Genomic DNA, 18,792 nt, shown 5'->3' with positions numbered 1-18,792 from the left:
ATCCAGTGAAACAAGGGCGTTTACACCTGATATACTTTTGACAGTCGCGCCCTCCAGATCGCCGTTGACACTCATTCGCAAGAATGGCTATGTTAATTGCGAATGATTTGCGGACACACTCGCAACCCGCATCACGGATCTGCTCCATGTATGTTTGCCTCTGCAACGCGCTGAAATGCACCCAGTTCAAAGCCGCCGCCAAAAACGGCGCGGGCGATGTCCCAAGTGCGTTCAAGGCCTGCGGCGCCAAGCCCCGCTGCGGGCGGTGCTTTGAAGAAGCGGCGCGTGTGATGGGCCATGACCGAGGGGAAGCGGCCGGAGCCGCGGCCTGAAGGGGTCAATCCTGCAACTTAGTTTCAGTGACGAACATAATTGGCCCAACCCTCTTCCCTCATTGACCGAACGCAGTAGCCTGACAGCCTGAATTCATCACGATGGAGACGGCCATGAAGGGCGATCCCAAGGTTATCGAGCACCTCAACAAGGCGCTGCGCCTGGAACTAACCACGGTCAACCAGTACTTCCTTCATGCGCGCATGTTCAAGGATTGGGGCTTCGCGAAGATCGCCAAGATCGAGTACGAAGAATCCATCGACGAAATGAAGCATGCGGACGCGCTGATCGAACGCATCCTGTTTCTCGAAGGCCTGCCGAATGTGCAGGATCTGGGCAAGGTTCTGATCGGCGAGACCCTCAAAGAGTGCCTGGAATGCGATCTTGAAGCGGAGCGCCGCGCGCATCCGGTCTACAAAGACGCCATCGCCTATTGCGAACAGGTCGGCGATTACGGCAGCCGTCAGCTGTTTGATGAAATCCTGAAATCCGAAGAAGAGCATATCGACTATCTCGAAACCCAGCTCGGCCTGATCGAGAAAGTGGGCGAGGCGCGCTATATGCAAAGCCAGATGTCGCCCGGCGAAATGGGCTGAGCCTGTCTTTAAAACCAGACGCTGAAACGCCGCCCCCTATTGGGCGGCGTTTTCGTTTTCAGACCCTGCATCGGGCTCAAGAGGCGACCTCACAGCCCAGCGCGCTTGCCCCTTTAGGTCACAGCCGCTATCAGAGTGAAACAATATAACACTCAGGTGTCCCGCTTCCGTGTCTGCCGCTTATCTCCTCACACTCAGCCTTGGGCTGACCGCCGCGCTTGTTTGCGCCCTGGCGCTCGTGCTGGTGCATCGCGCCAGCGGTTTCACGCGCGCCAACGCGCCCCTGTTCGCCGCGTTCTCCGGCGGCGTGGTGGTGACCCTGGCGCTGGTGCGGCTGATCCCCGAAGCGCTGGTCTTGCACCCTTATGCAGGATGGCTGGTGCTGGCCGGATTCGGCTTCGGGCTGGTGCTGCACGTCCTGGTGGGCGCCACCATGCAGACGCAGACAAGCGCCGGACGCATGCGGGCGCTGGCGCCCGTTCTGGCGATCGCCGTGCATTCCACCTTGGATGGGACCGTCTACGCCGTCACCTCCGCCATGGATCCCTACACGGCGATCAGCACGGCGACCGGACTGATCCTGCATGAGATGCCCGAGACGCTGATCTGCTTCTTGCTGCTTCAGCGCGGCGGCTTTTCAGACCGCGCGGCGACTGTGATCGCATTTCTGGCGGCGGGCGCGACCACCCTTCTGTCCGCCGTCATTTCAGGTCCGTTCGCCCTGAGCGTGGATCCGGCCTTGCTGGGCATGCTGTTCGCTGTGGTCGCGGGCCTGCTGTTGCAGGTAGGCGCGTCGCATCTTTTGGGCGAAACCGCGCAGGCGGGCTGGCTCAAAGGCTTGAGCGCCGTCTTCGCCGGCGCCGCCGTCGCCGCCGTCATGACGCTGGGTCATTCAGACGGCCATTCGCATGACTCCCATGGACATGCGGCGTCTATCCTGCCTGACTTTCGTCATTCCCATCCCGAAGGAGACCGCTGATGCGCCTTGGTATCGTCTGCCTCACCGCCTGCTTTCTGTCTTCCCCCGCTCTGGCTCAGAATGCGGACCCGATGCGGCAGCTGGGCGCGCATGTGCACGGCGCGGCCCAGCTGGCGATCGCCGCGGACCCCGAGGGCGCCGTTCTGGCCGAACTGACAACCCCCGCCTTCAATCTTTATGTGTTCGAGCACACGCCCGAAACGCCAGAAGAGCGGGCCGTGGTCGCGCAAGCGGCGCGCACGCTGGCCAGCTCCTCCATGATCGCCCTGTCCAGCGCCGCACAATGCACGCTCACACAGACGCAAATGGGTGGCGGACCTGCCGACGCGTCAAGCGAGCATCACCATGACCATGAATCTGAGCATGAGCACATGCATGAGGATGCATCCGCCCACCATGATCAGAATGACCACCATGATCATCATGATGATCACGGCGACCATGGGGACCACGACGACCATGCCGGTCACGGCCATGCCGATGTGGTGGTGAGCTGGACGTTTGAGTGCGCCCGCCCCGAGCGCCTCTCTGACATCGATCTGTCAGGCCTGTTTGAGGCGTTCAACCAGTTTGAAACGCTGGAAGTGCAGTATTTTGACGGTGCACGCGCCGCGGCCCAGGATCTCAGCCCGGCCCGGCCCGTCCTGCGTCTGGACTAGGACGCGCACTCTTTTCAGCCTCGTAACTTGCGCTTGAGCATCGGCGAGCGCATTTTGCGAGGCATGATGCGCAAACTTCTTCTCTCCGCCTTTCTGGCTGGCGCCGCGCTGACCGGCGCGACCGCAGCCTTTGCCACGGACAGCGCCGAGGCGCAGTCCACACCCCAATTCCTGGATCTGTCCTGGGCTGATCTGTTGCCCGAAGGCGAAGCCGAGCGCATCGCCCAGCTGCAACAAATGCAGGCGGTGCAGAACGGCATGGACCATTTCGGCGCCGAGCGGATGCCGCAGGTGCAGACTTTCAATACGGTGGATGCGCTGGACGGCCAGATCGTGCGTCTTGGCGGTTACGTCCTGCCGTTTGACTTCACCGGGTCGCGCGAGATCAGCCGTTTCTTGTTGGTGCCCTATGTGGGCGCCTGCATTCACGTGCCGCCGCCCCCGCCCAACCAGCTCGTCTATGTGCATGCCGAAGAGCCGATCCAGATCCAGGGTTTGTGGGATCCGGTCTATGTCAAAGGCGTGATGCACACCGATCGGCATGACAATGATCTGGGCGACACCGCTTATACGATCGAGCTGACAGAACTGCTGCCTTACGAAAGCTAGAACGCACGGTTTCGTGTGCGCTTGTCCTATTTTCGGCGCCGTGTCGAACAGTTCCGGACACAGAGTTTCGCGAACGTGTATTGGCTGAGCTGCACGCTCTTTGCGTGTACCAGCTTGGGGCTCGTCTTGCGTGTACCAGCGCGGCACACAATCGTCAGAGGGGGGCGATCGAAGCCTGCGCGACCGCTCGGCGGGTCCCACCCGCGCCTGCTCTGTCACGCAGTGGCGGGCCGGTCCCTCCAGTACAGCGTCACGGGCGTTCCGCCCAGATCCGCCGTCTCCGCTCGCCCGAAACCCAGCTTCTCCGCCACACGGATCGAGGCAAGATTCTCGTCCTGGATAATCGCGCAGGTCAGCGGCGCCTTGAGCACGTCATCCGCCCAGCCCATCACCGCCCGCATGGCTTCAGTCGCGTAACCACGGCCGTGAAAAGCCGGCGAGAACACGTAACCGGCATCGGGAACGCCTTCGATGGACGGGGTCATGTCGCGCTTGAAATCAGCCAGCCCGGCCTGGCCCACAAAGCGGCCGGTTTCGCGCTCGATCACGGTCCAATACCCATAGCCCAGCAAGGCCCAGAGCCCCGGAAAGCGCAGCAGCCGCGCCCAGCTTTCACTGCGGCTCGACGGCCTGCCGCTGATATAACGCACCACGCTGTCATCGCCCCACAGCGCCGCGCTGGGCTCAAAATCCTCATAGAGGGTCTCGCGCAGGATCAGACGCTCGGTGGTCAAAGTTGGGCAAGCGGTCGCGGTCATAGAGGTCAGCTCCGGGACTGGCGGACGGTGAAGAGGAGAACAAGCGGGATCAGCCAGGGGAAGATGCGCTCGAACGGATCGCCGGGCACGCCAGAGAGACGCGACAGAAGCGCCGGAAGCCCCCCCATGGCGGCGCCATCCACCTGCCCGAACACATAAAACACCACCGTCAGCGCAAAGCCGGTCACGATCGAGGCCAGAATGGCCAGCCCGCGCGGCTCTACTCCGCAGACGCGCATTAAGATGACAGGCCCGAAGGCGGCGCCCAGCGCCGACCAGGAGAACAGCACCCGGTCAAAGATTGAAGCGGGCAGGCTGAGGGTGAGCGCCACCGCCAGCGCGCATAAAACAGACATCACCGAGCGGCTGATCAGCATTTCGCGACCCGGAAACCGCTGCGCCAGACCCAGATCATTCACCGCCGCCGCCGAAGCTGCGATCAGCAGCGAATCCACCGTGCTCATCACCGCAGACAATACCGCGGCGATAACGATGCCCGCCAGCACCGCCGGCAAGACCATGGCGGCGATCTGGTAAAACAGCGCCTCGCCATCCGCGGCGTCCATGACGAGCGCCCGCCCCGAAAGCGCCAGGATGGCCATGCCGGCGTGGACAATCACGCCCCAGCCGATGGCGATTGCGAAGCCGCGCTTGCGCGCCGCGTCATCACGCACCGCCATCAGACGCGCCAGCAGATGCGGCTGGCCCAGCGCGCCCAGTCCGATCGAAGCGAGCCCGGTCGCAAAGCCGATAAACGCGAACAGGCCGCGCCCGCCCATGGGATCCAGATACGCGGCGGGCATGGACGCGGACAGCGTTGTCCAGACGCCGTCAATCCCGCCCGCGCTGATCAATGCCAAAAGCGGCAGCACCACCGAGATCACCGCCATCACGCCCGCTTGCAAGGTGTCGGTCAGCGACACCGCCCAAAACCCGCCCATCAGCGCATAGATCAAGATGACCCAGGCGCCCAGCAGCACGCCTTCCCAATGACTGATGTTGAACTGGCTCTCAAATGCGATCGCCGCCGCGCCGAACTGGGCGGCGATATAGACCATGAAGGTGAGCAGCACGAGCAAACCCGCCAGGCTCCGCACCCAGACTTTCCAACGCCCCGCGCCCGCCGCCATGTAATCGCTGGCGGTGATGTGCTTGTCCTTGGCGGACGCCGCCCGCAGGCGCGGACCGAAAAACAGCCAGATGACCGCATAGGCGCCCAGAATGCCCGGCACCATCCACAGGGCCGACACCCCCTGATCATAGACAAAGCCGGTATAGCCCAAGAGCACCCAGGCCGAAGAGGTGGAGGCGGCGTAGGACAGACCCGCCACCCACGGCCCCATCTTCCGACCGCCCAGAAAGAAGTCGGTTTCGTCATGGGTGAAGCGCGACGCCAGGACGCCGATCAGGATCAGCCCCAGCTTGTAGGCGATCAGTGTGATCAACACGACGCCCGCGGTCGCTCCAAGGTCATCCATGCGTGTTCCCCATGCCTGAGCATCGACTATGCAAACTCAAAGCGTTATCGCACAGCCCTTTTCTGAGTCGCGCGCACGATCACAAAACTGGACAAGCTTGCCAATGGTCCAGCAAATGGCTCGATCTGATTGCGCTCACTCTTTGTCCAGGCGTTCGCCTATGCCGCTGTCTTCGTCTTCGCGCCTGCAAATCCCCGGTGTCGCCGTACTGGCGGTCAGCGCGGCCATTCTGGGCTTCGCCTCCATCCTGGTGAAAGCGTCAGACCTTGGCCCGCAAGCCATCGCCTTCTGGCGCTTGTCGCTGGGATTGCCGCTGCTCGCGGCGCTGCTGGGCCGACGCCTCTGGGCCAGGCGGCGCGCAGGCGAACCGTTCGCACTCAAACCGCCAGGATGGCGCGCCCTGGCGCTGGCGGGCGTGTTCTTTGCGGGCGATCTCGCCTTCTGGCACGCCGGGATCAAGATCACCACCGCCGCCAACGCGACCTTGCTGGCCAATCTGACGCCCATTCTGGTGGCGATCGCCGCCTGGTTCCTGTTTCAAGAAAGACCCACGCGCGGCATGTTCATTGCGGGCGTGCTGGCGATTTTGGGCGCGATTTGCCTGGCGGGCGGCAATGTACGCTTCGCGCCAGAGCGGGTCAGCGGCGACATTCTCTCCGCGCTCACCGCCGTCTGGTACACCGGATACATTCTCAGCATCCGGGCCGCACGCAAGGCGGGCGCCGCGACGGTCGAGGTGATGTTCTGGTCCACCTTCGTGGCCACACCCATCGCACTTCTCGTGGCGACCGGTTTTAACGAACCGCTCATGCCGCCCGATCCGTCGGGCTGGTGGCCGCTATTGGCGCTGGCGCTGATCGTCCATGTGGGCGGACAGGGCGGGGTCGCCTACGGGCTGGGCCATACGCCCGCCGCCCTCGCCACCTTGATCATCCTGATTCAGCCCGTGGTCTCCGCCTTTGCGGGATGGGTCTTGTTCGGTGAAGCCTTTACGCCTTTGCAATGGATCGGCGCCGCGCTGGTGATGATCGGCGTTTACGCCGCACAACGCGCTGGCGTTCAAGTCTCGACCCCGGGCGCAGGCGCGGCTAAACCCGATCCATGACCGACACCGCCGCTCCCGCCTCCGCCAGCGCCCAAGGCGCCTCGTCCACGCCCAAGACCGGCGACGATCCGTTCCGCGCTTTGGGCGGCCCGCTGATCCGCGACATCTGGTATGTGGCGATGACGTCTGACGAGCTGAAGGCCGGCAAGCTCTACAAGAAAAAATTCCTCGGCGAGCCCATCGTCATGGGACGCGATGGCCGCGGCGCGGCGTTCGCTCTGCGCGATCTGTGTCCGCACCGGGCCGTGCCTTTATCTTCAGGCCAGATGCTGGACGCGCCTGATGGCGGCAAGACCGTGGAATGCCCCTATCATGGCTGGCGCTTCCGCACCGATGGCGGCTGCGCGCATATCCCGTCTCTCGTCGAGGGGCAGCCCTTTGACCTCAGCAAGATCCAGGTGCGCAACTACGCCCTTCGCGAACAGGACGGGCTGATCTGGATCTACATGCCTACCGACCCGGCGGGCATGCCTGACAGCGATCCGCCGCGTTTTGAAAACATGGTGCTTCACAAAGGGCAGAGCGAAGGCAAGGTGAAGTTCGTCCAGCGCGCCGAGCTGGCCTGTCATCAGGACCACGCCGTGATCGGCTTACTGGATCCAGCTCATACACCCTTCGTGCACAAGAGCCCGCTCTGGCGCAGTTCCAAGACGCTCAAGGAAAAAGAAAAGCATTACGCGCCCAGCGAAATGGGCTTCACCATGCTCTCTCACAAGCCGGTCAATTCCTATATCTACAACATTATCGGCGGCGAGATCCGGGTGGAGATCCAGTTCCTGCTGCCGGGCCTGCGCTCAGAATCCATCCGCAACGAGAAATACGGCTTCATCGGGCTGGCGGCGATCACGCCGATTGATGACACTCTGTGTGAGATCCGCGAGATCATGTACTGGGACGTGCCGATCCTGAACCTGGTCAAGCTGATCGCGCGCCCCTTCACCCACGCCTTCTTGCAGCAGGACGCCCGGATCATGAAACTCCAGGGCGAAGGCCTGTCCTATGATCCGCCGCTGATGCAGATTCCGGACGCAGACACTTTGATGGTCTGGTACCGCCGCCTGAAGCGCGAATGGATGAGCGCGAAGGCGGAAGGTCGGGCGTTCAAGAACCCCGTCAAACCCGCCGTGCTGCGCTGGAGAACCTAGGCGTCTAGCGCGTCAGGATTCCCTCGATCACCAGACGGACGCGCTCCTCGAGAGAGACCATGGGACGGTCTTCGTATTCGCTACGGCGTTTGGCGCGCATCGCCCCCAGAAACTGATCACTGAGAACGGCGATAATCGTGTCAGGATTAGCATCCTGTCGCAATTCGCCAGAGGCGATGCCGGATTCAATCACGCGCCGGATAGGCCGCCAGGCCAGTTCCATCTGATCAAATGCAGCTTGATACGTGGGATCAGCCACCATCCAGCTATGGCCGACAGCGGCGGCGAACAGCTCGCTATTGCGCGACTGAGCTTCAAGCATGATCTGCAGCAAAGCGATGATCCGGTCCGTCAAACCGCCCGATAGCGCCGCTTCCATCTGCTCGACGGATTCTGCAATGATCTCGACTTCATTGCTCAAGATCGCCATGAGCAAAGCGGCTTTTGAAGGCTCGGCGTTCAGCACGGTGCCCGGAGACACGCCGGCTTCATCGGCGATGGCCTTAATGGTGGCCCCTACATAACCTTGAGACAGGAAGACTTTTTCAGCCGCTTCAAGTACGGCGGCTTTCGTCGCTTCACGCCTCATATCACGGCGCGTCACGCGGCCTCCGGCAAGATCACGCATTTCGTTCGTCCTGGCGTTAAATGCATTCATCGATTCGCGGAGTATGAGGGCTTTCCATTTAGATGAACAGGTAGCGCATTCATTATGCTCGCAAAAGGCGAGTATAATTTATCCTATCGCGGAGGTAGTGCGGCTTTCTGGCGGGTCTGAGGCCGCGCCATTGCCTCTCCTGACCTTCCAGCCTAAATGAGCGGCATGATCACATTTGTCGATATTCTGCTCTACGTCTTGCTTGCTGTTGTCTTCGTCGTCCTGTGCGTCGGGATTTTCTCGCTGTTCAAGGGCGGCGATTTCGGCCGATCCTGGTCCAACAAGCTCATGCGGGCGCGTGTGGCGATTCAGTTCATCGCCGTTCTGGTGCTGGTCGCCGGCTTTTGGCTGAAAAACCAGCTGGGCGCCTAAGGCGTCTCCCCTTCCAGCATTTGCGACAGCGCCTGCCCCAGCACCGGCGACATCTGCTGGATGCGGCCATCATTGACGACGGCCGCCGCGGCGCGGCCTTGCACCGGATCGATCCGCGCCCGGATCAGCCACATGGTGTTCGAGCCGCTATGGCCCAGCGCGCCCTCTGAGGTGACGCCCCAGCCCATGGCGTAAGCTTCCTCGCCCACCGGTCGATGCAGGACTTCCCAGCTTCGAGCGCTCAAGTAGGATGCGTCTTCAGCGTCCAGATGCACCTGAAGAAAGTCCAGCACGTCATCAAGGGTCATATGCGCCCGGCCTGCCGAGTTCAGCACAGGCGGGTTGTCCGCTCTCTCATCCGGCTCTCGCGCTGACAGACCGCCAAACAGGCCCGCGCCATGACCGCGCGGCTGGTCGTTCGCGCCCATTTCGCCCGGCGGCCCCCAGCCCGCGCTCTCCATGCCCAAAGGGGAAAACACCTCTTCGCGCATCAAGGTCTCGTAGGACCGGCCTGCAGCCTGCTCCATCATCAGAGCGGCGATGACATACCCGGCGTTGGAATACACGAACGCGCCGCGAGACTGGGCCGGTTCTTGCGCCAGAAGGATTTCGGCGTAGCGCAAACGGTCCACCTGAACGTCGCGGCTGTCATCTGAGCCCAGAAAGCGGATCGTGGAGAACCGCCCCAGATTGGCCGGCAGTCCGGACCGATGGTGCAGCAGGTCCGCCAGCGTCACCGGGATGAACTCAGAGCTGATCTCAATCCCCAGCTCTGACAGCGCCTCGCCCAGCGTGGTGTCCCAATCGAGCACGCCCGCTTCCACCAGACGCGCCGCAAGCGTCGCCGTCATCGCCTTGGTGTTCGACCCCAGATGCCAAAGATCATCCGGCGTCACTTCATCGGGCGCGTCCTGACGGCGCACGCCTGCGACCGCGACGCTGCGCGCTCCATCACGCGACACCCGCGCCACGCCTGCAGCCGGAGCGCCGCTTTCCGACAGGACCGAATCTGCAACGGACTGCAGCGCCGTCAGGGGCTGCGCCTGGGCGACCGACAGACAGGCCAGCGCCGCCGTAGCAAACAGAACTTTCATGTCAGGCTCCTCAGAAAGGTTACGCAAAGGTGACTTTTTGAGTTTTGCCAGCCTGGATCGAACCCGTCAAGAGTAACTTCAAGGTGACACCGCAAGGCGACAGCTCGCCCATTGTCCAAGTCGGGTCGGCTCGATAGTTTGCCCATTCAATCAAAGGAGAGCGCCATGGTCCGGCTCACGAAAATCTACACGCGCACCGGTGACACGGGCCGCACCCGGCTGGGCGATATGAGCGAGACCGACAAGCACGACCTTCGGGTCGAGGCCTATGGCGCGGTGGACGAGCTGAACGCCGCGTTGGGGCTGGCGGTTTGCGGCGCGGGCGAGAACCACCCGCTGACGCCCGAGCTGACGCGCATTCAGAATGACCTCTTTGATCTGGGCGCCGATCTGTGCGTGCCCGATCGAGGCGAAAAACTCGACTGGGAGCCATTGCGCATGACGCCTGCGCAGACGGACTGGCTGGAAGCGCGCATCGACGCCCACAATGAAAAGCTCGAACCGCTAGACAGCTTCATCTTGCCCGGCGGCGCGGAATTGTCCGCGCGGCTGCATCTGGCCCGCACGATCGCCCGCCGCGCCGAACGCCGGACCGTCGAGCTGGCGAGCCGGGGCGACATCGTGGGCGCACCGGCGATCACCTATCTCAATCGGGTGTCTGACTATCTGTTTGTGGCGGCGCGGATCGCCAATGATAATGGCGCGCGTGATGTGAAGTGGGTTCCTGGCGCGAACCGCTGACGCTCTTTACCGCCGCCCGCTCACCCTCTCGTGAAGCGTTTCCATTCCGGAAACAACGAAATTCACGCCTGACGGGTAGCAAAGTGCGGGCGCCCCTCCCTATGTATCAGCATGCGGCCTGTCGCCGCAGTTTCGCCGTTCACAATTAGGGACAGAGCATGATGAAGACCGCATACGCCGCCGCCTCGCTCGCGGCCTTCCTGGGCGCCGCCGCCCTCACCCCCACCGCTTTCGCCGATCCGGTCGAGTACGAGTTTGACAAGACCCACACCGCGATCCGCGCCACCTGGACCCATCTGGGCTTCTCCCATCAAGCCATCCAGTTCACCGACTTTGACGGTGTTCTGATGCTGGACTTTGAAGAGCCTGCGAACTCCACCGTGGACGTGACGTTCAACCTTTCAGACGGCTTCTGGGTCGGCGCCGATCAGGACCGCTTCGTGGGCCATCTGAGCTCGCCGGACCTGTTCAACATCGCCGAGCATCCGACCGCGCGCTTTGTCGCCACAGGCTTTGAAACCGAAGACGGCGAGACCGGCCAGATGATGGGCGATCTGACGCTGTTGGGTCAGACGCATCCGGTGACATTGGACGTGACGCTGAACCAGCGCGGCCCGAACCCGTTCTCGCAAACCCCGACCGCGGGCTTCACCGCAACGGGCGAGATTTTGCGCTCGCAATGGGGTCTGGGCTATGCGGCCCCGGCTGTCTCCGATGAAGTCCGCATCGAGATCAACACCGAGCTGACGGTCGTCACTGAAGAATAATCAGCCAGACGCCACATGTTTCTGATGGCGTGATCAACGGCCGGCCTCCATAGCGAGCGCCGGTCGTTTTCATGTCCGCTCCCCGCAGGTTGAGGCGGCTGTCGCAGGTTCCAAGTGCTGCGCTGCACCGCCTTGTCCGGACCTTGCCGCATGCCGCGTTGACTTATGGGGGTGGCAAGGGCAGTTTCCGCGCCTAAGTTCAAGCCTGACCATAGTCGGCGCCAGGTTTCGGGAGCAATCGGCTCCCTCGCGCCGAACAGTTCAAACGAAGAGAAACCGGAGCCGTCGATGAAGATCCTCGTCCCCGTCAAACGGGTAGTCGATTATAACGTGAAGGTCCGCGTCAAACCGGATCAGACCGGGGTCGACCTGGCCAACGTCAAGATGAGCATGAACCCCTTCTGCGAGATCGCTGTCGAAGAAGCGATCCGCCTGAAGGAAAAGGGCGTCGCTGAAGAGATCGTCGTGGTCTCCATCGGTCCGGCCCAGGCTCAGGAAACGATCCGCACTGCGCTCGCCATGGGCGCGGATCGCGGCATCCACGTGACCACGGATGCGACGGTCGAACCGCTCGCCGTGGCGAAAATCCTCAAAGGCGTGGTGGAAGCGGAATCCCCCGAGCTGGTCCTTCTGGGCAAGCAGGCGATCGACGACGATTCCAACGCCACCGGCCAGATGCTCGCCGCCCTGATGGGCTGGCCGCAGGCCACCTTCGCCTCCGAAGTCGAGAAAACCGACACAGGCTTCAACGTCACCCGCGAGATTGACGGCGGCCTTCAGACCCTCGCCATCCCGGCCCCGGCGATCATCACCACCGATCTGCGTCTGAACGAGCCGCGCTATGCGTCTTTGCCCAACATCATGAAGGCCAAGCGCAAGCCGATCGACGCCAAGACCCCGGACGATTTCGGTGTGGACATCACGCCGCGTCTGGAAGTCGTGAAGGTCTCCGAGCCGCCCAAACGTGAAGCCGGCGTCAAAGTCGAGACCGTGGCCGAGCTGGTCGACAAGCTGAAAAACGAAGCGGGGGTGATCTAAAATGACTGTTCTGGTTATTGCTGAGCACGACAACGCGGAACTTAACGACGCTACGCGCGCCGCTGTGACCGCGGCCTCGAAAATCGGCGGCGACATCCATGTGCTGGTCGCCGGCAAGGGCGCGAGCGCTGTTGCTGACGCCGCCGCCAAGCTCGACGGCGTTGCCAAGGTGCTGCACGCGGATTCCGCTGACCTCGAGAAAAAGCTCGCCGAAGCCATGGAAGCCGTCGTGGTCTCCATCGCCGGCGATTACGACGCCATTCTGACCCCGGCCACGACCGTGGGTAAGAACTTCATGCCGCGCGTCGCCGCCAAGCTCGACGTGATGCTGATCTCCGACATCACCGCTGTTGAAAGCGCCGACACCTTCGTGCGCCCGATCTATGCGGGCAATGCGATGCTGACGGTGAAGTCCAACGACGCCAAGAAAGTCATCACCGTCCGCCCGACCACGTTTGAAAAGGCGGGTGATGGCGGTTCGGCCTCTGTCGAGAGCCTCGACGCGCCTGCGGCTTCAGCCAATTCCGAGTTCGTCTCCGAAGAGCTGTCCAAATCGGACCGCCCCGAGCTGACCGCCGCCAAGATCGTCATCTCCGGCGGTCGCGGCATGGGCAATGGCGAAAACTTCGCCATTCTCGAAAAGGTCGCCGACAAGCTCAACGCCGCCGTCGGCGCCTCGCGCGCCGCTGTGGATGCGGGCTTCGTGCCGAACGACTATCAGGTCGGCCAGACCGGCAAGGTCGTCGCGCCTGAGCTGTACATCGCCGTCGGCATTTCCGGCGCGATCCAGCACCTGGCCGGCATGAAGGACTCCAAGGTCATCGTCGCGATCAACAAGGACGAAGAAGCGCCGATCTTCTCCGTCGCTGATTACGGCCTGGTCGCGGACCTGTTCACGGCCGTGCCCGAGTTCGAAGCCGAATTGGGTAAAGTCGGCCTCTAAGCCGCCTTCCGACCGAATAGAGAAAACCCCGGAAGCCGTGCTTCCGGGGTTTTTTTAATGGCGCGCTTCGAACGCGCGCTCGACGGGCCAGTCCTCGGTTTCTGACCGCCAGGCGAGGCTCGCGACCTTCCACACCCCGTCCTGCCGGGCCAGCACAATGGTGTTCACGCCGGTCGCAATCGTTTCGCCCGTATCAGCGCGCGTGGCTTCATAGGCGCTGAGGATCGTGGCGAGGCCGCCATAAATGTGGGTCTGACGACGGGTTTCGGCTTCGGTGAAGCCCATCTGCGATAAACGCTCGCTGTTACGCTCGACATAATCCTCGACGGTCAGGGTCACCACGCGCTCCTCGCCTTCGGGCGTGGGCGCCAGCACGGTCATCTGCGCGCCCTCAAGGAACATCGCCCGAAAGCGATCCCAGTCCCGCGTCTCGCCCACCGGACCGGAGATGACGTCATAGAGCGCCTCTACGGCCTCGCCCGGCGTCTCCTGAGCGTGCGCAGGCATGACCCAGCCCAGTGCGGCGGCGCCCGCGCCAGCGATCAGCAGATATTTCATGACAGCGTCCTCCCCAGACTGAAAGCCGCATTGGGGACGCTCTATCGCGTAAAAGGCAAGTGAAGCCGCGTTAATACCGCTCCAGCGCCGCCTCGATCAGGGCATAGGCGTCCGGGCTGTTCCACTCGGCCTCACCGGCGACGCGGCCGATCTCGATCCCGTTTCGATCATAGAGAATGGTCAGGGGCAGACCGCGATTGGCGCTGCCCATCACGCCAAAGGCGATGCTCATGCCCGGATCGAAATAGAAGTTCAGATGCTCAAGATCGTGCTCTTCAAAAAAGGCCTGCGGCTCTTCGATCCGCCGGTCCATGGAGATCGTCACGACTTCAAACTCGTCCGAGCCATACGCCCCTTGCAGGTCGTTGAGATAGGGCATCTCCACCACGCAGGGCGCGCACCAGGTCGCCCAGAAGTTCACCAGTAGAATCTTGCCGCGCATATCGGCCAGGGTGATCTCTTCGCCCTCGCCGGTGATCAGCGTATTGCGTGGCTGCTCGGGCGCTTCGGGCACGGTGCGGAACTTTGACATGGCGCCAACGGCGTAACTGTCGAGTGGACCATGAGTGGAACTGACAAGGGCGCTGGAAATGACGTATAGGATTCCCAGCACGCCAATCGCGCCGACTGTGAGAATGCCTGTTTTCAAACTCGGCGCTTTCATAGCGACCCTCTTTTCTATCGGTTCCGCTCCAGAACCCCGCCCAAGGACGCATCGCCCATGACCGAAGATGTAAAATCCCAGAACGCAAAAGCCAGCGGCATCTGGGGCGGCCGATTTAACGCCGGACCTTCCGCCGTGATGCAAGCGATCAACGCGTCTGTGGACGTGGACAAACGACTTTTTGAACAGGACATCGCCGGATCCCTCGCCCATGCCCGGATGTTGGCCGCTTGCGGCGTGATTTCAAGCGAGGACGAGCATGCCATCTCGTCCGGCCTTATCGCCATCCGCGATGACATCATCGCGGGAGAGTTTGAGTGGAAGCCCGAGCTTGAAGACGTCCACATGAATATCGAGGCGGCGCTGCGAGAAAAGATCGGCGCGCCCGCGGGACGCCTTCATACCGCGCGCTCGCGCAATGACCAGGTCGCGACCGATTTCCGTCTCTGGCTGCGCGGCGCGCTCGATGACGCCGCCAAGGGTTTGCGCGCCTATCAAGAAGCGCTGGTCAAACAGGCTGAAACCCATGCCGACTGGGTGATGCCAGGCTTCACCCACCTTCAGACCGCGCAACCGATTTCGCTGGGACACCATCTTTTGTGCTGGGTCGAGGCCGCAGAGCGCGACCGGGGCCGGCTTCTGGACGCCCGTGATCGTCTGAATGAAAGTCCGCTGGGCGCTGCGGCGCTGGCGGGCACCGCCTTTCCGATTGATCGCAGCATGACCGCCGCCGCGCTTGGCTTTGACGTGCCGATGGCGAACTCGCTGGACGCGGTCTCCTCACGTGATTTCGCGCTGGAAGCGCTGGCGGCTGCGACCATCACGGCGGTGAACCTGTCGCGCTTCGCCGAAGAGATCGTGCTGTGGACGTCGGGCCGGTTCGGCTTCGCCCAGCTGACCGACGCCTTCTCCACCGGCAGCTCCATCATGCCGCAAAAGCGCAATCCGGACGCCGCCGAGCTGGTCCGCGCCAAGCCGGGCCGGATTTCAGGCGCGCTGCAAGGCCTGATCATCGTCTGCAAGGGGCTGCCGCTCGCTTATTCCAAGGACATGCAGGAAGACAAGCAGCTCGTCTTTGACGCGTTCGACGATCTGGCGCTCGCTATTGCGGCGATGAGCGGCATGGCGGCCGATCTGAGCTTTAACCGCGAAACGCTGGAAGCGGCGGCGGGGGAATCCTATTCTGACGCCACAGACCTCGCCGACTGGCTGGTGCGCGAGCTGGGCATGCCCTTCCGCGACGCCCATCATGTGTCCGGGTCTGCCGTCAAAGCCGCCGAAGCCAAGGGCGTCCCGCTCAAGGATTTGCCGCTGTCAGACTATCAGGCCATCGAGCCGAAGATCGATGACCGGGTTTTCTCGGTCCTGTCCGCCCGCGCCTCCATGGAAAGCCGCACCAGCTATGGCGGCACCGCCCCGGTCCGGGTTATGGAACAGGTCAAAGCCTGGCAGGAGCATTTCGAATTCGAACTGGACCTGTATGACACGGGCGATGATGGAGAGATGGCATGAAACGACTGACCCTCGCCTTTCTGGGCTTCGCGGCGGCTCTGGTGCTGTCAGGTTGCGGCATTCGTGGCGACCTTGAACGCCCGCCGCCGTTCTGGGGCGCGGATGAGCGCACCGCAGACGAACGCGCTTTTGAGAGCGAAGAAACCACGCAAGAGACCGAAGCCGAGCCCACTGCAAGTGAGCAAACGCGCTAGGCCATTCCCCCGTGCAAAGCCGCCTCTGACGGTCTAGCTTTCATCACATGCGACGCGCCACCGCCTTCTTTCGAGCCCGCGCCGCGCTTTTATGGGAGCGCGCCGCCCCGGTGCTGATCGGCCCGGCGGCATTGCTGGGTCTGTATCTGACCCTGGCGGTGTTTGGGGTTTTCGAGCGTCTGGGCGATCCTTGGCGGCTGATCAGCCTGGCGCTGACCCTGGGCGCCGCCGCCGCCTTTATCCGCTGGCGCCTGCCCGCCTTTTCCTGGCCCGATCAGACCGAAATCGAACGCCGGATCGAAGATGATAGCGGCCTGACGGACCGTCCGTTCGAAGCGTTGCGAGACGTCCCTGCTTCGGGGGACCCCGCCCTGTGGGACGCGCATATCACCCGTATGCAAGCCCGACTCGCGCACGCGACAGCGCGCCGGCCCAAATCGGCCTGGGGCCGACTTGATCCTTATGGTCTGCGCGCCAGCGTGATCCTGGTGCTGATCACCGGCGTGTTCCTGTCCGGCGAGCTGGCGGGCCCGCGCCTGTCGGACGCTTTTGCGCCGCGCCTTTTGGCGGGCGGCGGACAGGATGCGCGCGTGGATCTGTGGGTCGAGGCGCCAGACTACACCAATCGGCCCGCCTTGTTCCTGCGTGACCGGCGCAGCGCTGAAATCCCTGAAGGCTCGGTGCTGTTCGCCCGCATCGCAGGTCTGAACCGCCCGCCCAGCATTTCCGGCGCGCCGTCGAGCACCGAAACCCTCTCTGACGGCGTGCAACTGGCGCGCATCGAACCGCAATCAGATGGCGTGATCAGCCTGCGCGCCGGGCGCTTGCGCGACAGCGTGGACCTGACCCTGATCGAGGATACGCCGCCCCATCTGACCTTTGCGGCGGAACCCGAGGGCGATGCGCAAGGCCGACTCAAGCTCGAATTCGTCGCTGAAGATGATTACGGGCTGGAGACGGTTTATCTTGAATACGCCGAGGCGCCGGACAGCGAAGACGCAAGCGTGTCAGACTTCAAGCGCTACGAGATCAGCCCCGGCCAGATCCGCCCCTCCGAAGAGGACGGTCTGAGCCTGGCTGAGATCGACTTGTCGCGCGACCCGTTGGCGGGCGAGCGCGTGGTGATCCGGCTGGCGGGCGTGGATGGCGCGGGTCAGCGCGGGCAAAGCGGCGAGATGACGATCACCCTGCCCCAGCGCGTGTTTCTGGACCCGCTGGCCCGCTCGGTCGCTGGCGAACGCCGCCGCTTTCTTCAGGTCTCAAATGATTATGCGGCGATGCCTGATGGTCCGCCGCGCAATACCGGCTTTCTCGACGACCAGCCCCGTCGCCGTCTCGAACGCGCGCCCAATGAAGTCCAGCGCCTGGCGCTGGCGCTCAACGCCGCCAGCGACGCCCCGCCGCGCTATTTTGACGACCCCGTTGTCTGGATGGGGCTGCGCACCGCCTTGATGGAACTGCGCCGGGCGCGAGAGCTGGGCGATCTTGAACATCTGGAGAGCGATCTGTGGGAGATCGCCTTGCGCGCGGAGCTGGGCAGTCTGGCGGATGCGGAAGCCGCCCTCGCCGCCGCTGAACGCGCTCTTGCGGACGCGTTGGCGCGCGGGGCGGACCAGATCGAGATCTCCGCCCTGCTGGATGCGTTCGAGCAGGCCATGGACCGCTATATGCAGCTTTTGATGCGTGAAGCCGCTGAAGCGGGCCGCTTCGCCGAGGGCGGCGGAGGCGGCGGCATGAGCGCGGACATGCTCGAACAGCTGCTTGAGGCCCTACGCGAAGCGACGGAGCTGGGCGATACGCAAGGTTCACGTCAGGCCCTCGCCATGCTCGCGGAGCTTCTGCGCAACATGCAGGTGACCCTGGGTCAGGGTGATGGCGACGGCGAAGGGGAAAGCGCTGCAGCGCAGGCCTTGCGCGAAGCTCTGGAAGAGCTGAGCGACACCATCACCGAGCAACGTGGTCTGATGGAGGATACGTTCAACGCCCAGCGTGACAGCCAGCAGGACCAAAACGGCGACTCCGGCCGTGATCCCCTGTCTGACCCGCTGGCGCCGGGCGAGGCCGAGCCAGGCGGATCTGTGGATGACGGCGAACAGAGTTTTCAACGTCAGGACGATGGCGCTGGCCCGAGCCTGCGCGATCTGGCTGACCCTCAAGAAGATTTGCCCGGCGGTTTAGGCGATCTGGACGATGCGCTGCCCGGCGGCGAGGCTGGAGAAGAGGCGCGTCAGGCGCTTGATGACGCCCGCCGCGCCATGGAAGGCGCCGCCCGCGCCCTGCGCGAGGGCAATGGCGAAGACGCCCTGGCCCTTCAGGATGATGCGCTGGATGGGCTGCGCAGCGCCGCCCAGTCCGCTGCTCAGGCGCTGGAAGACGAGTTGAGCCAGGGCGAGGACGGCGACGGCTCAGATCCGCTCGGCCGCGGCGCCGCCGAGGGTCAGGACACGAACCTGCCCAGCGAAAGCGAGCGCCAACGCGCCCGTGACATCTTGGAAGAATTGCGTCGCCGCGCCGCTGAACGCGGCCGCCCCCAGGAAGAGCTCGATTATATCGACCGCCTGCTGGAGCGCTTCTAGACTTTAATGATGC

The 18,792-nt window shown here is 63.2% G+C and carries 20 protein-coding genes; 14 read left to right on the top strand and 6 right to left on the bottom strand.

The window, feature by feature from the left end; translation table 11 throughout:
* Nucleotides 1-446 precede the first annotated feature (446 nt).
* From bfr to ACQ66J_RS09525, 4 genes are all read left to right on the top strand, one after another.
* A complete protein-coding gene (bfr, locus tag ACQ66J_RS09540; RefSeq protein ID WP_375549994.1) occupies nt 447-929 on the top strand; it encodes a bacterioferritin in 483 nt (160 codons plus the stop codon).
* A 169-nt stretch (nt 930-1,098) separates the two neighbouring features.
* Nucleotides 1,099-1,908: a ZIP family metal transporter gene (locus ACQ66J_RS09535; protein WP_375549995.1), complete on the top strand. Its 810-nt coding sequence runs from the start codon at nt 1,099-1,101 to the stop codon at nt 1,906-1,908.
* Nucleotides 1,908-2,567, top strand: coding sequence for a ZrgA family zinc uptake protein (locus ACQ66J_RS09530; RefSeq protein ID WP_430431436.1), 660 nt, complete (start codon nt 1,908-1,910; stop codon nt 2,565-2,567). Before ACQ66J_RS09535 ends, ACQ66J_RS09530 begins: the two co-directional genes overlap by 1 nt.
* A gap of 66 nt (nt 2,568-2,633) precedes the next feature.
* Nucleotides 2,634-3,176, top strand: coding sequence for a DUF3299 domain-containing protein (locus ACQ66J_RS09525; protein WP_430431435.1), 543 nt, complete (start codon nt 2,634-2,636; stop codon nt 3,174-3,176).
* A 215-nt stretch (nt 3,177-3,391) separates the two neighbouring features.
* On the opposite strand, the gene ACQ66J_RS09520 is transcribed toward ACQ66J_RS09525, so the two are convergent.
* On the bottom strand, nt 3,392-3,934 hold the full coding sequence (locus tag ACQ66J_RS09520) for a GNAT family N-acetyltransferase (RefSeq protein ID WP_430431434.1): 543 nt from the start codon (nt 3,932-3,934) through the stop codon (nt 3,392-3,394).
* A gap of 5 nt (nt 3,935-3,939) precedes the next feature.
* Nucleotides 3,940-5,412 carry a sodium/proline symporter gene (locus tag ACQ66J_RS09515; RefSeq protein WP_430431433.1) on the bottom strand — a complete coding sequence of 491 codons (1,473 nt, stop codon included), beginning with the start codon at nt 5,410-5,412 and terminating at the stop codon, nt 3,940-3,942.
* A 160-nt stretch (nt 5,413-5,572) separates the two neighbouring features.
* Here ACQ66J_RS09515 and ACQ66J_RS09510 point away from each other — a divergent pair, with 160 nt between their 5' ends.
* On the top strand, nt 5,573-6,517 hold the full coding sequence (locus tag ACQ66J_RS09510) for a DMT family transporter (RefSeq protein WP_430431432.1): 945 nt from the start codon (nt 5,573-5,575) through the stop codon (nt 6,515-6,517).
* The gene (locus ACQ66J_RS09505; protein ID WP_430431431.1) at nt 6,514-7,662 is read left to right on the top strand and encodes a Rieske 2Fe-2S domain-containing protein; all 1,149 of its coding nucleotides are present in this window, start codon (nt 6,514-6,516) and stop codon (nt 7,660-7,662) included. Before ACQ66J_RS09510 ends, ACQ66J_RS09505 begins: the two co-directional genes overlap by 4 nt.
* Nucleotides 7,663-7,666: 4 nt before the next feature.
* On the opposite strand, the gene ACQ66J_RS09500 is transcribed toward ACQ66J_RS09505, so the two are convergent.
* On the bottom strand, nt 7,667-8,290 hold the full coding sequence (locus ACQ66J_RS09500; protein WP_430431430.1) for a TetR/AcrR family transcriptional regulator: 624 nt from the start codon (nt 8,288-8,290) through the stop codon (nt 7,667-7,669).
* A gap of 195 nt (nt 8,291-8,485) precedes the next feature.
* Between ACQ66J_RS09500 and ACQ66J_RS09495 the strand changes: the two genes are divergently transcribed.
* Nucleotides 8,486-8,692 carry a twin transmembrane helix small protein gene (locus ACQ66J_RS09495; RefSeq protein ID WP_375550003.1) on the top strand — a complete coding sequence of 69 codons (207 nt, stop codon included), beginning with the start codon at nt 8,486-8,488 and terminating at the stop codon, nt 8,690-8,692.
* On the opposite strand, the gene ACQ66J_RS09490 is transcribed toward ACQ66J_RS09495, so the two are convergent.
* Nucleotides 8,689-9,786 (bottom strand): serine hydrolase domain-containing protein, encoded by a 1,098-nt coding sequence (locus ACQ66J_RS09490; RefSeq protein WP_430431429.1) that lies wholly within the window; start codon nt 9,784-9,786, stop codon nt 8,689-8,691. The two genes, ACQ66J_RS09495 and ACQ66J_RS09490, sit on opposite strands and share 4 nt — an antisense overlap.
* Before the next feature lie 165 nt (nt 9,787-9,951).
* Here ACQ66J_RS09490 and ACQ66J_RS09485 point away from each other — a divergent pair, with 165 nt between their 5' ends.
* From ACQ66J_RS09485 to ACQ66J_RS09470, 4 genes are all read left to right on the top strand, one after another.
* Nucleotides 9,952-10,527 carry a cob(I)yrinic acid a,c-diamide adenosyltransferase gene (locus ACQ66J_RS09485; protein WP_430431428.1) on the top strand — a complete coding sequence of 192 codons (576 nt, stop codon included), beginning with the start codon at nt 9,952-9,954 and terminating at the stop codon, nt 10,525-10,527.
* 158 nt (nt 10,528-10,685) lie between these two features.
* The gene (locus tag ACQ66J_RS09480) at nt 10,686-11,294 is read left to right on the top strand and encodes a YceI family protein (RefSeq protein ID WP_430431427.1); all 609 of its coding nucleotides are present in this window, start codon (nt 10,686-10,688) and stop codon (nt 11,292-11,294) included.
* Between the two features lie 288 nt (nt 11,295-11,582).
* The gene (locus tag ACQ66J_RS09475; RefSeq protein ID WP_375550007.1) at nt 11,583-12,332 is read left to right on the top strand and encodes an electron transfer flavoprotein subunit beta/FixA family protein; all 750 of its coding nucleotides are present in this window, start codon (nt 11,583-11,585) and stop codon (nt 12,330-12,332) included.
* A 1-nt stretch (nt 12,333) separates the two neighbouring features.
* Nucleotides 12,334-13,275, top strand: a complete 942-nt coding sequence (locus tag ACQ66J_RS09470) for an electron transfer flavoprotein subunit alpha/FixB family protein (protein WP_375550008.1) — start codon at nt 12,334-12,336, stop codon at nt 13,273-13,275.
* 54 nt (nt 13,276-13,329) lie between these two features.
* Here the strand turns inward: ACQ66J_RS09470 and ACQ66J_RS09465 are convergent, their stop codons facing one another.
* Nucleotides 13,330-13,833 carry a hypothetical protein gene (locus ACQ66J_RS09465; protein WP_430431426.1) on the bottom strand — a complete coding sequence of 168 codons (504 nt, stop codon included), beginning with the start codon at nt 13,831-13,833 and terminating at the stop codon, nt 13,330-13,332.
* 70 nt (nt 13,834-13,903) lie between these two features.
* Nucleotides 13,904-14,497, bottom strand: a complete 594-nt coding sequence (locus tag ACQ66J_RS09460; protein WP_430431425.1) for a TlpA family protein disulfide reductase — start codon at nt 14,495-14,497, stop codon at nt 13,904-13,906.
* Nucleotides 14,498-14,554: 57 nt separating this feature from the next.
* Here ACQ66J_RS09460 and argH point away from each other — a divergent pair, with 57 nt between their 5' ends.
* The 3 genes from argH to ACQ66J_RS09445 are packed head-to-tail and all read left to right on the top strand — an operon-like array spanning nt 14,555 to nt 18,779.
* Nucleotides 14,555-16,009, top strand: coding sequence for an argininosuccinate lyase (gene argH, locus ACQ66J_RS09455; protein WP_430431424.1), 1,455 nt, complete (start codon nt 14,555-14,557; stop codon nt 16,007-16,009).
* Nucleotides 16,006-16,203, top strand: coding sequence for an LPS translocon maturation chaperone LptM (lptM, locus tag ACQ66J_RS09450; protein ID WP_430431423.1), 198 nt, complete (start codon nt 16,006-16,008; stop codon nt 16,201-16,203). The genes argH and lptM overlap by 4 nt, the downstream gene beginning before the upstream one ends.
* A 47-nt stretch (nt 16,204-16,250) precedes the next feature.
* A complete protein-coding gene (locus ACQ66J_RS09445; RefSeq protein ID WP_430431422.1) occupies nt 16,251-18,779 on the top strand; it encodes a DUF4175 domain-containing protein in 2,529 nt (842 codons plus the stop codon).
* Nucleotides 18,780-18,792 lie beyond the last annotated feature (13 nt).

Source organism: Oceanicaulis sp., from assembly GCF_965284345.1.
In the GTDB taxonomy this organism is placed as follows: domain Bacteria; phylum Pseudomonadota; class Alphaproteobacteria; order Caulobacterales; family Maricaulaceae; genus Oceanicaulis; species Oceanicaulis alexandrii_A.
This window is presented reverse-complemented; position numbering and strand designations above follow the sequence as displayed.

Excerpts from the sequence above, each read along its gene's own strand:
- ACQ66J_RS09530 (WP_430431436.1), top strand. The coding sequence starts at position 1,908 with ATGCGCCTTGGTATCGTCTGCCTCACCGCCTGCTTTCTGTCTTCCCCC.
- ACQ66J_RS09465 (WP_430431426.1), bottom strand. The coding sequence starts at position 13,833 with ATGAAATATCTGCTGATCGCTGGCGCGGGCGCCGCCGCACTGGGCTGG.
- ACQ66J_RS09470 (WP_375550008.1), top strand. The coding sequence starts at position 12,334 with ATGACTGTTCTGGTTATTGCTGAGCACGACAACGCGGAACTTAACGAC.
- ACQ66J_RS09495 (WP_375550003.1), top strand. The coding sequence starts at position 8,486 with ATGATCACATTTGTCGATATTCTGCTCTACGTCTTGCTTGCTGTTGTC.
- ACQ66J_RS09490 (WP_430431429.1), bottom strand. The coding sequence starts at position 9,786 with ATGAAAGTTCTGTTTGCTACGGCGGCGCTGGCCTGTCTGTCGGTCGCC.
- ACQ66J_RS09500 (WP_430431430.1), bottom strand. The coding sequence starts at position 8,290 with ATGCGTGATCTTGCCGGAGGCCGCGTGACGCGCCGTGATATGAGGCGT.
- ACQ66J_RS09445 (WP_430431422.1), top strand. The coding sequence starts at position 16,251 with ATGCGACGCGCCACCGCCTTCTTTCGAGCCCGCGCCGCGCTTTTATGG.
- argH (WP_430431424.1), top strand. The coding sequence starts at position 14,555 with ATGACCGAAGATGTAAAATCCCAGAACGCAAAAGCCAGCGGCATCTGG.
- ACQ66J_RS09460 (WP_430431425.1), bottom strand. The coding sequence starts at position 14,497 with ATGAAAGCGCCGAGTTTGAAAACAGGCATTCTCACAGTCGGCGCGATT.
- lptM (WP_430431423.1), top strand. The coding sequence starts at position 16,006 with ATGAAACGACTGACCCTCGCCTTTCTGGGCTTCGCGGCGGCTCTGGTG.
- ACQ66J_RS09525 (WP_430431435.1), top strand. The coding sequence starts at position 2,634 with ATGCGCAAACTTCTTCTCTCCGCCTTTCTGGCTGGCGCCGCGCTGACC.
- ACQ66J_RS09515 (WP_430431433.1), bottom strand. The coding sequence starts at position 5,412 with ATGGATGACCTTGGAGCGACCGCGGGCGTCGTGTTGATCACACTGATC.
- ACQ66J_RS09480 (WP_430431427.1), top strand. The coding sequence starts at position 10,686 with ATGATGAAGACCGCATACGCCGCCGCCTCGCTCGCGGCCTTCCTGGGC.
- ACQ66J_RS09510 (WP_430431432.1), top strand. The coding sequence starts at position 5,573 with ATGCCGCTGTCTTCGTCTTCGCGCCTGCAAATCCCCGGTGTCGCCGTA.
- ACQ66J_RS09520 (WP_430431434.1), bottom strand. The coding sequence starts at position 3,934 with ATGACCGCGACCGCTTGCCCAACTTTGACCACCGAGCGTCTGATCCTG.
- bfr (WP_375549994.1), top strand. The coding sequence starts at position 447 with ATGAAGGGCGATCCCAAGGTTATCGAGCACCTCAACAAGGCGCTGCGC.
- ACQ66J_RS09485 (WP_430431428.1), top strand. The coding sequence starts at position 9,952 with ATGGTCCGGCTCACGAAAATCTACACGCGCACCGGTGACACGGGCCGC.
- ACQ66J_RS09505 (WP_430431431.1), top strand. The coding sequence starts at position 6,514 with ATGACCGACACCGCCGCTCCCGCCTCCGCCAGCGCCCAAGGCGCCTCG.
- ACQ66J_RS09475 (WP_375550007.1), top strand. The coding sequence starts at position 11,583 with ATGAAGATCCTCGTCCCCGTCAAACGGGTAGTCGATTATAACGTGAAG.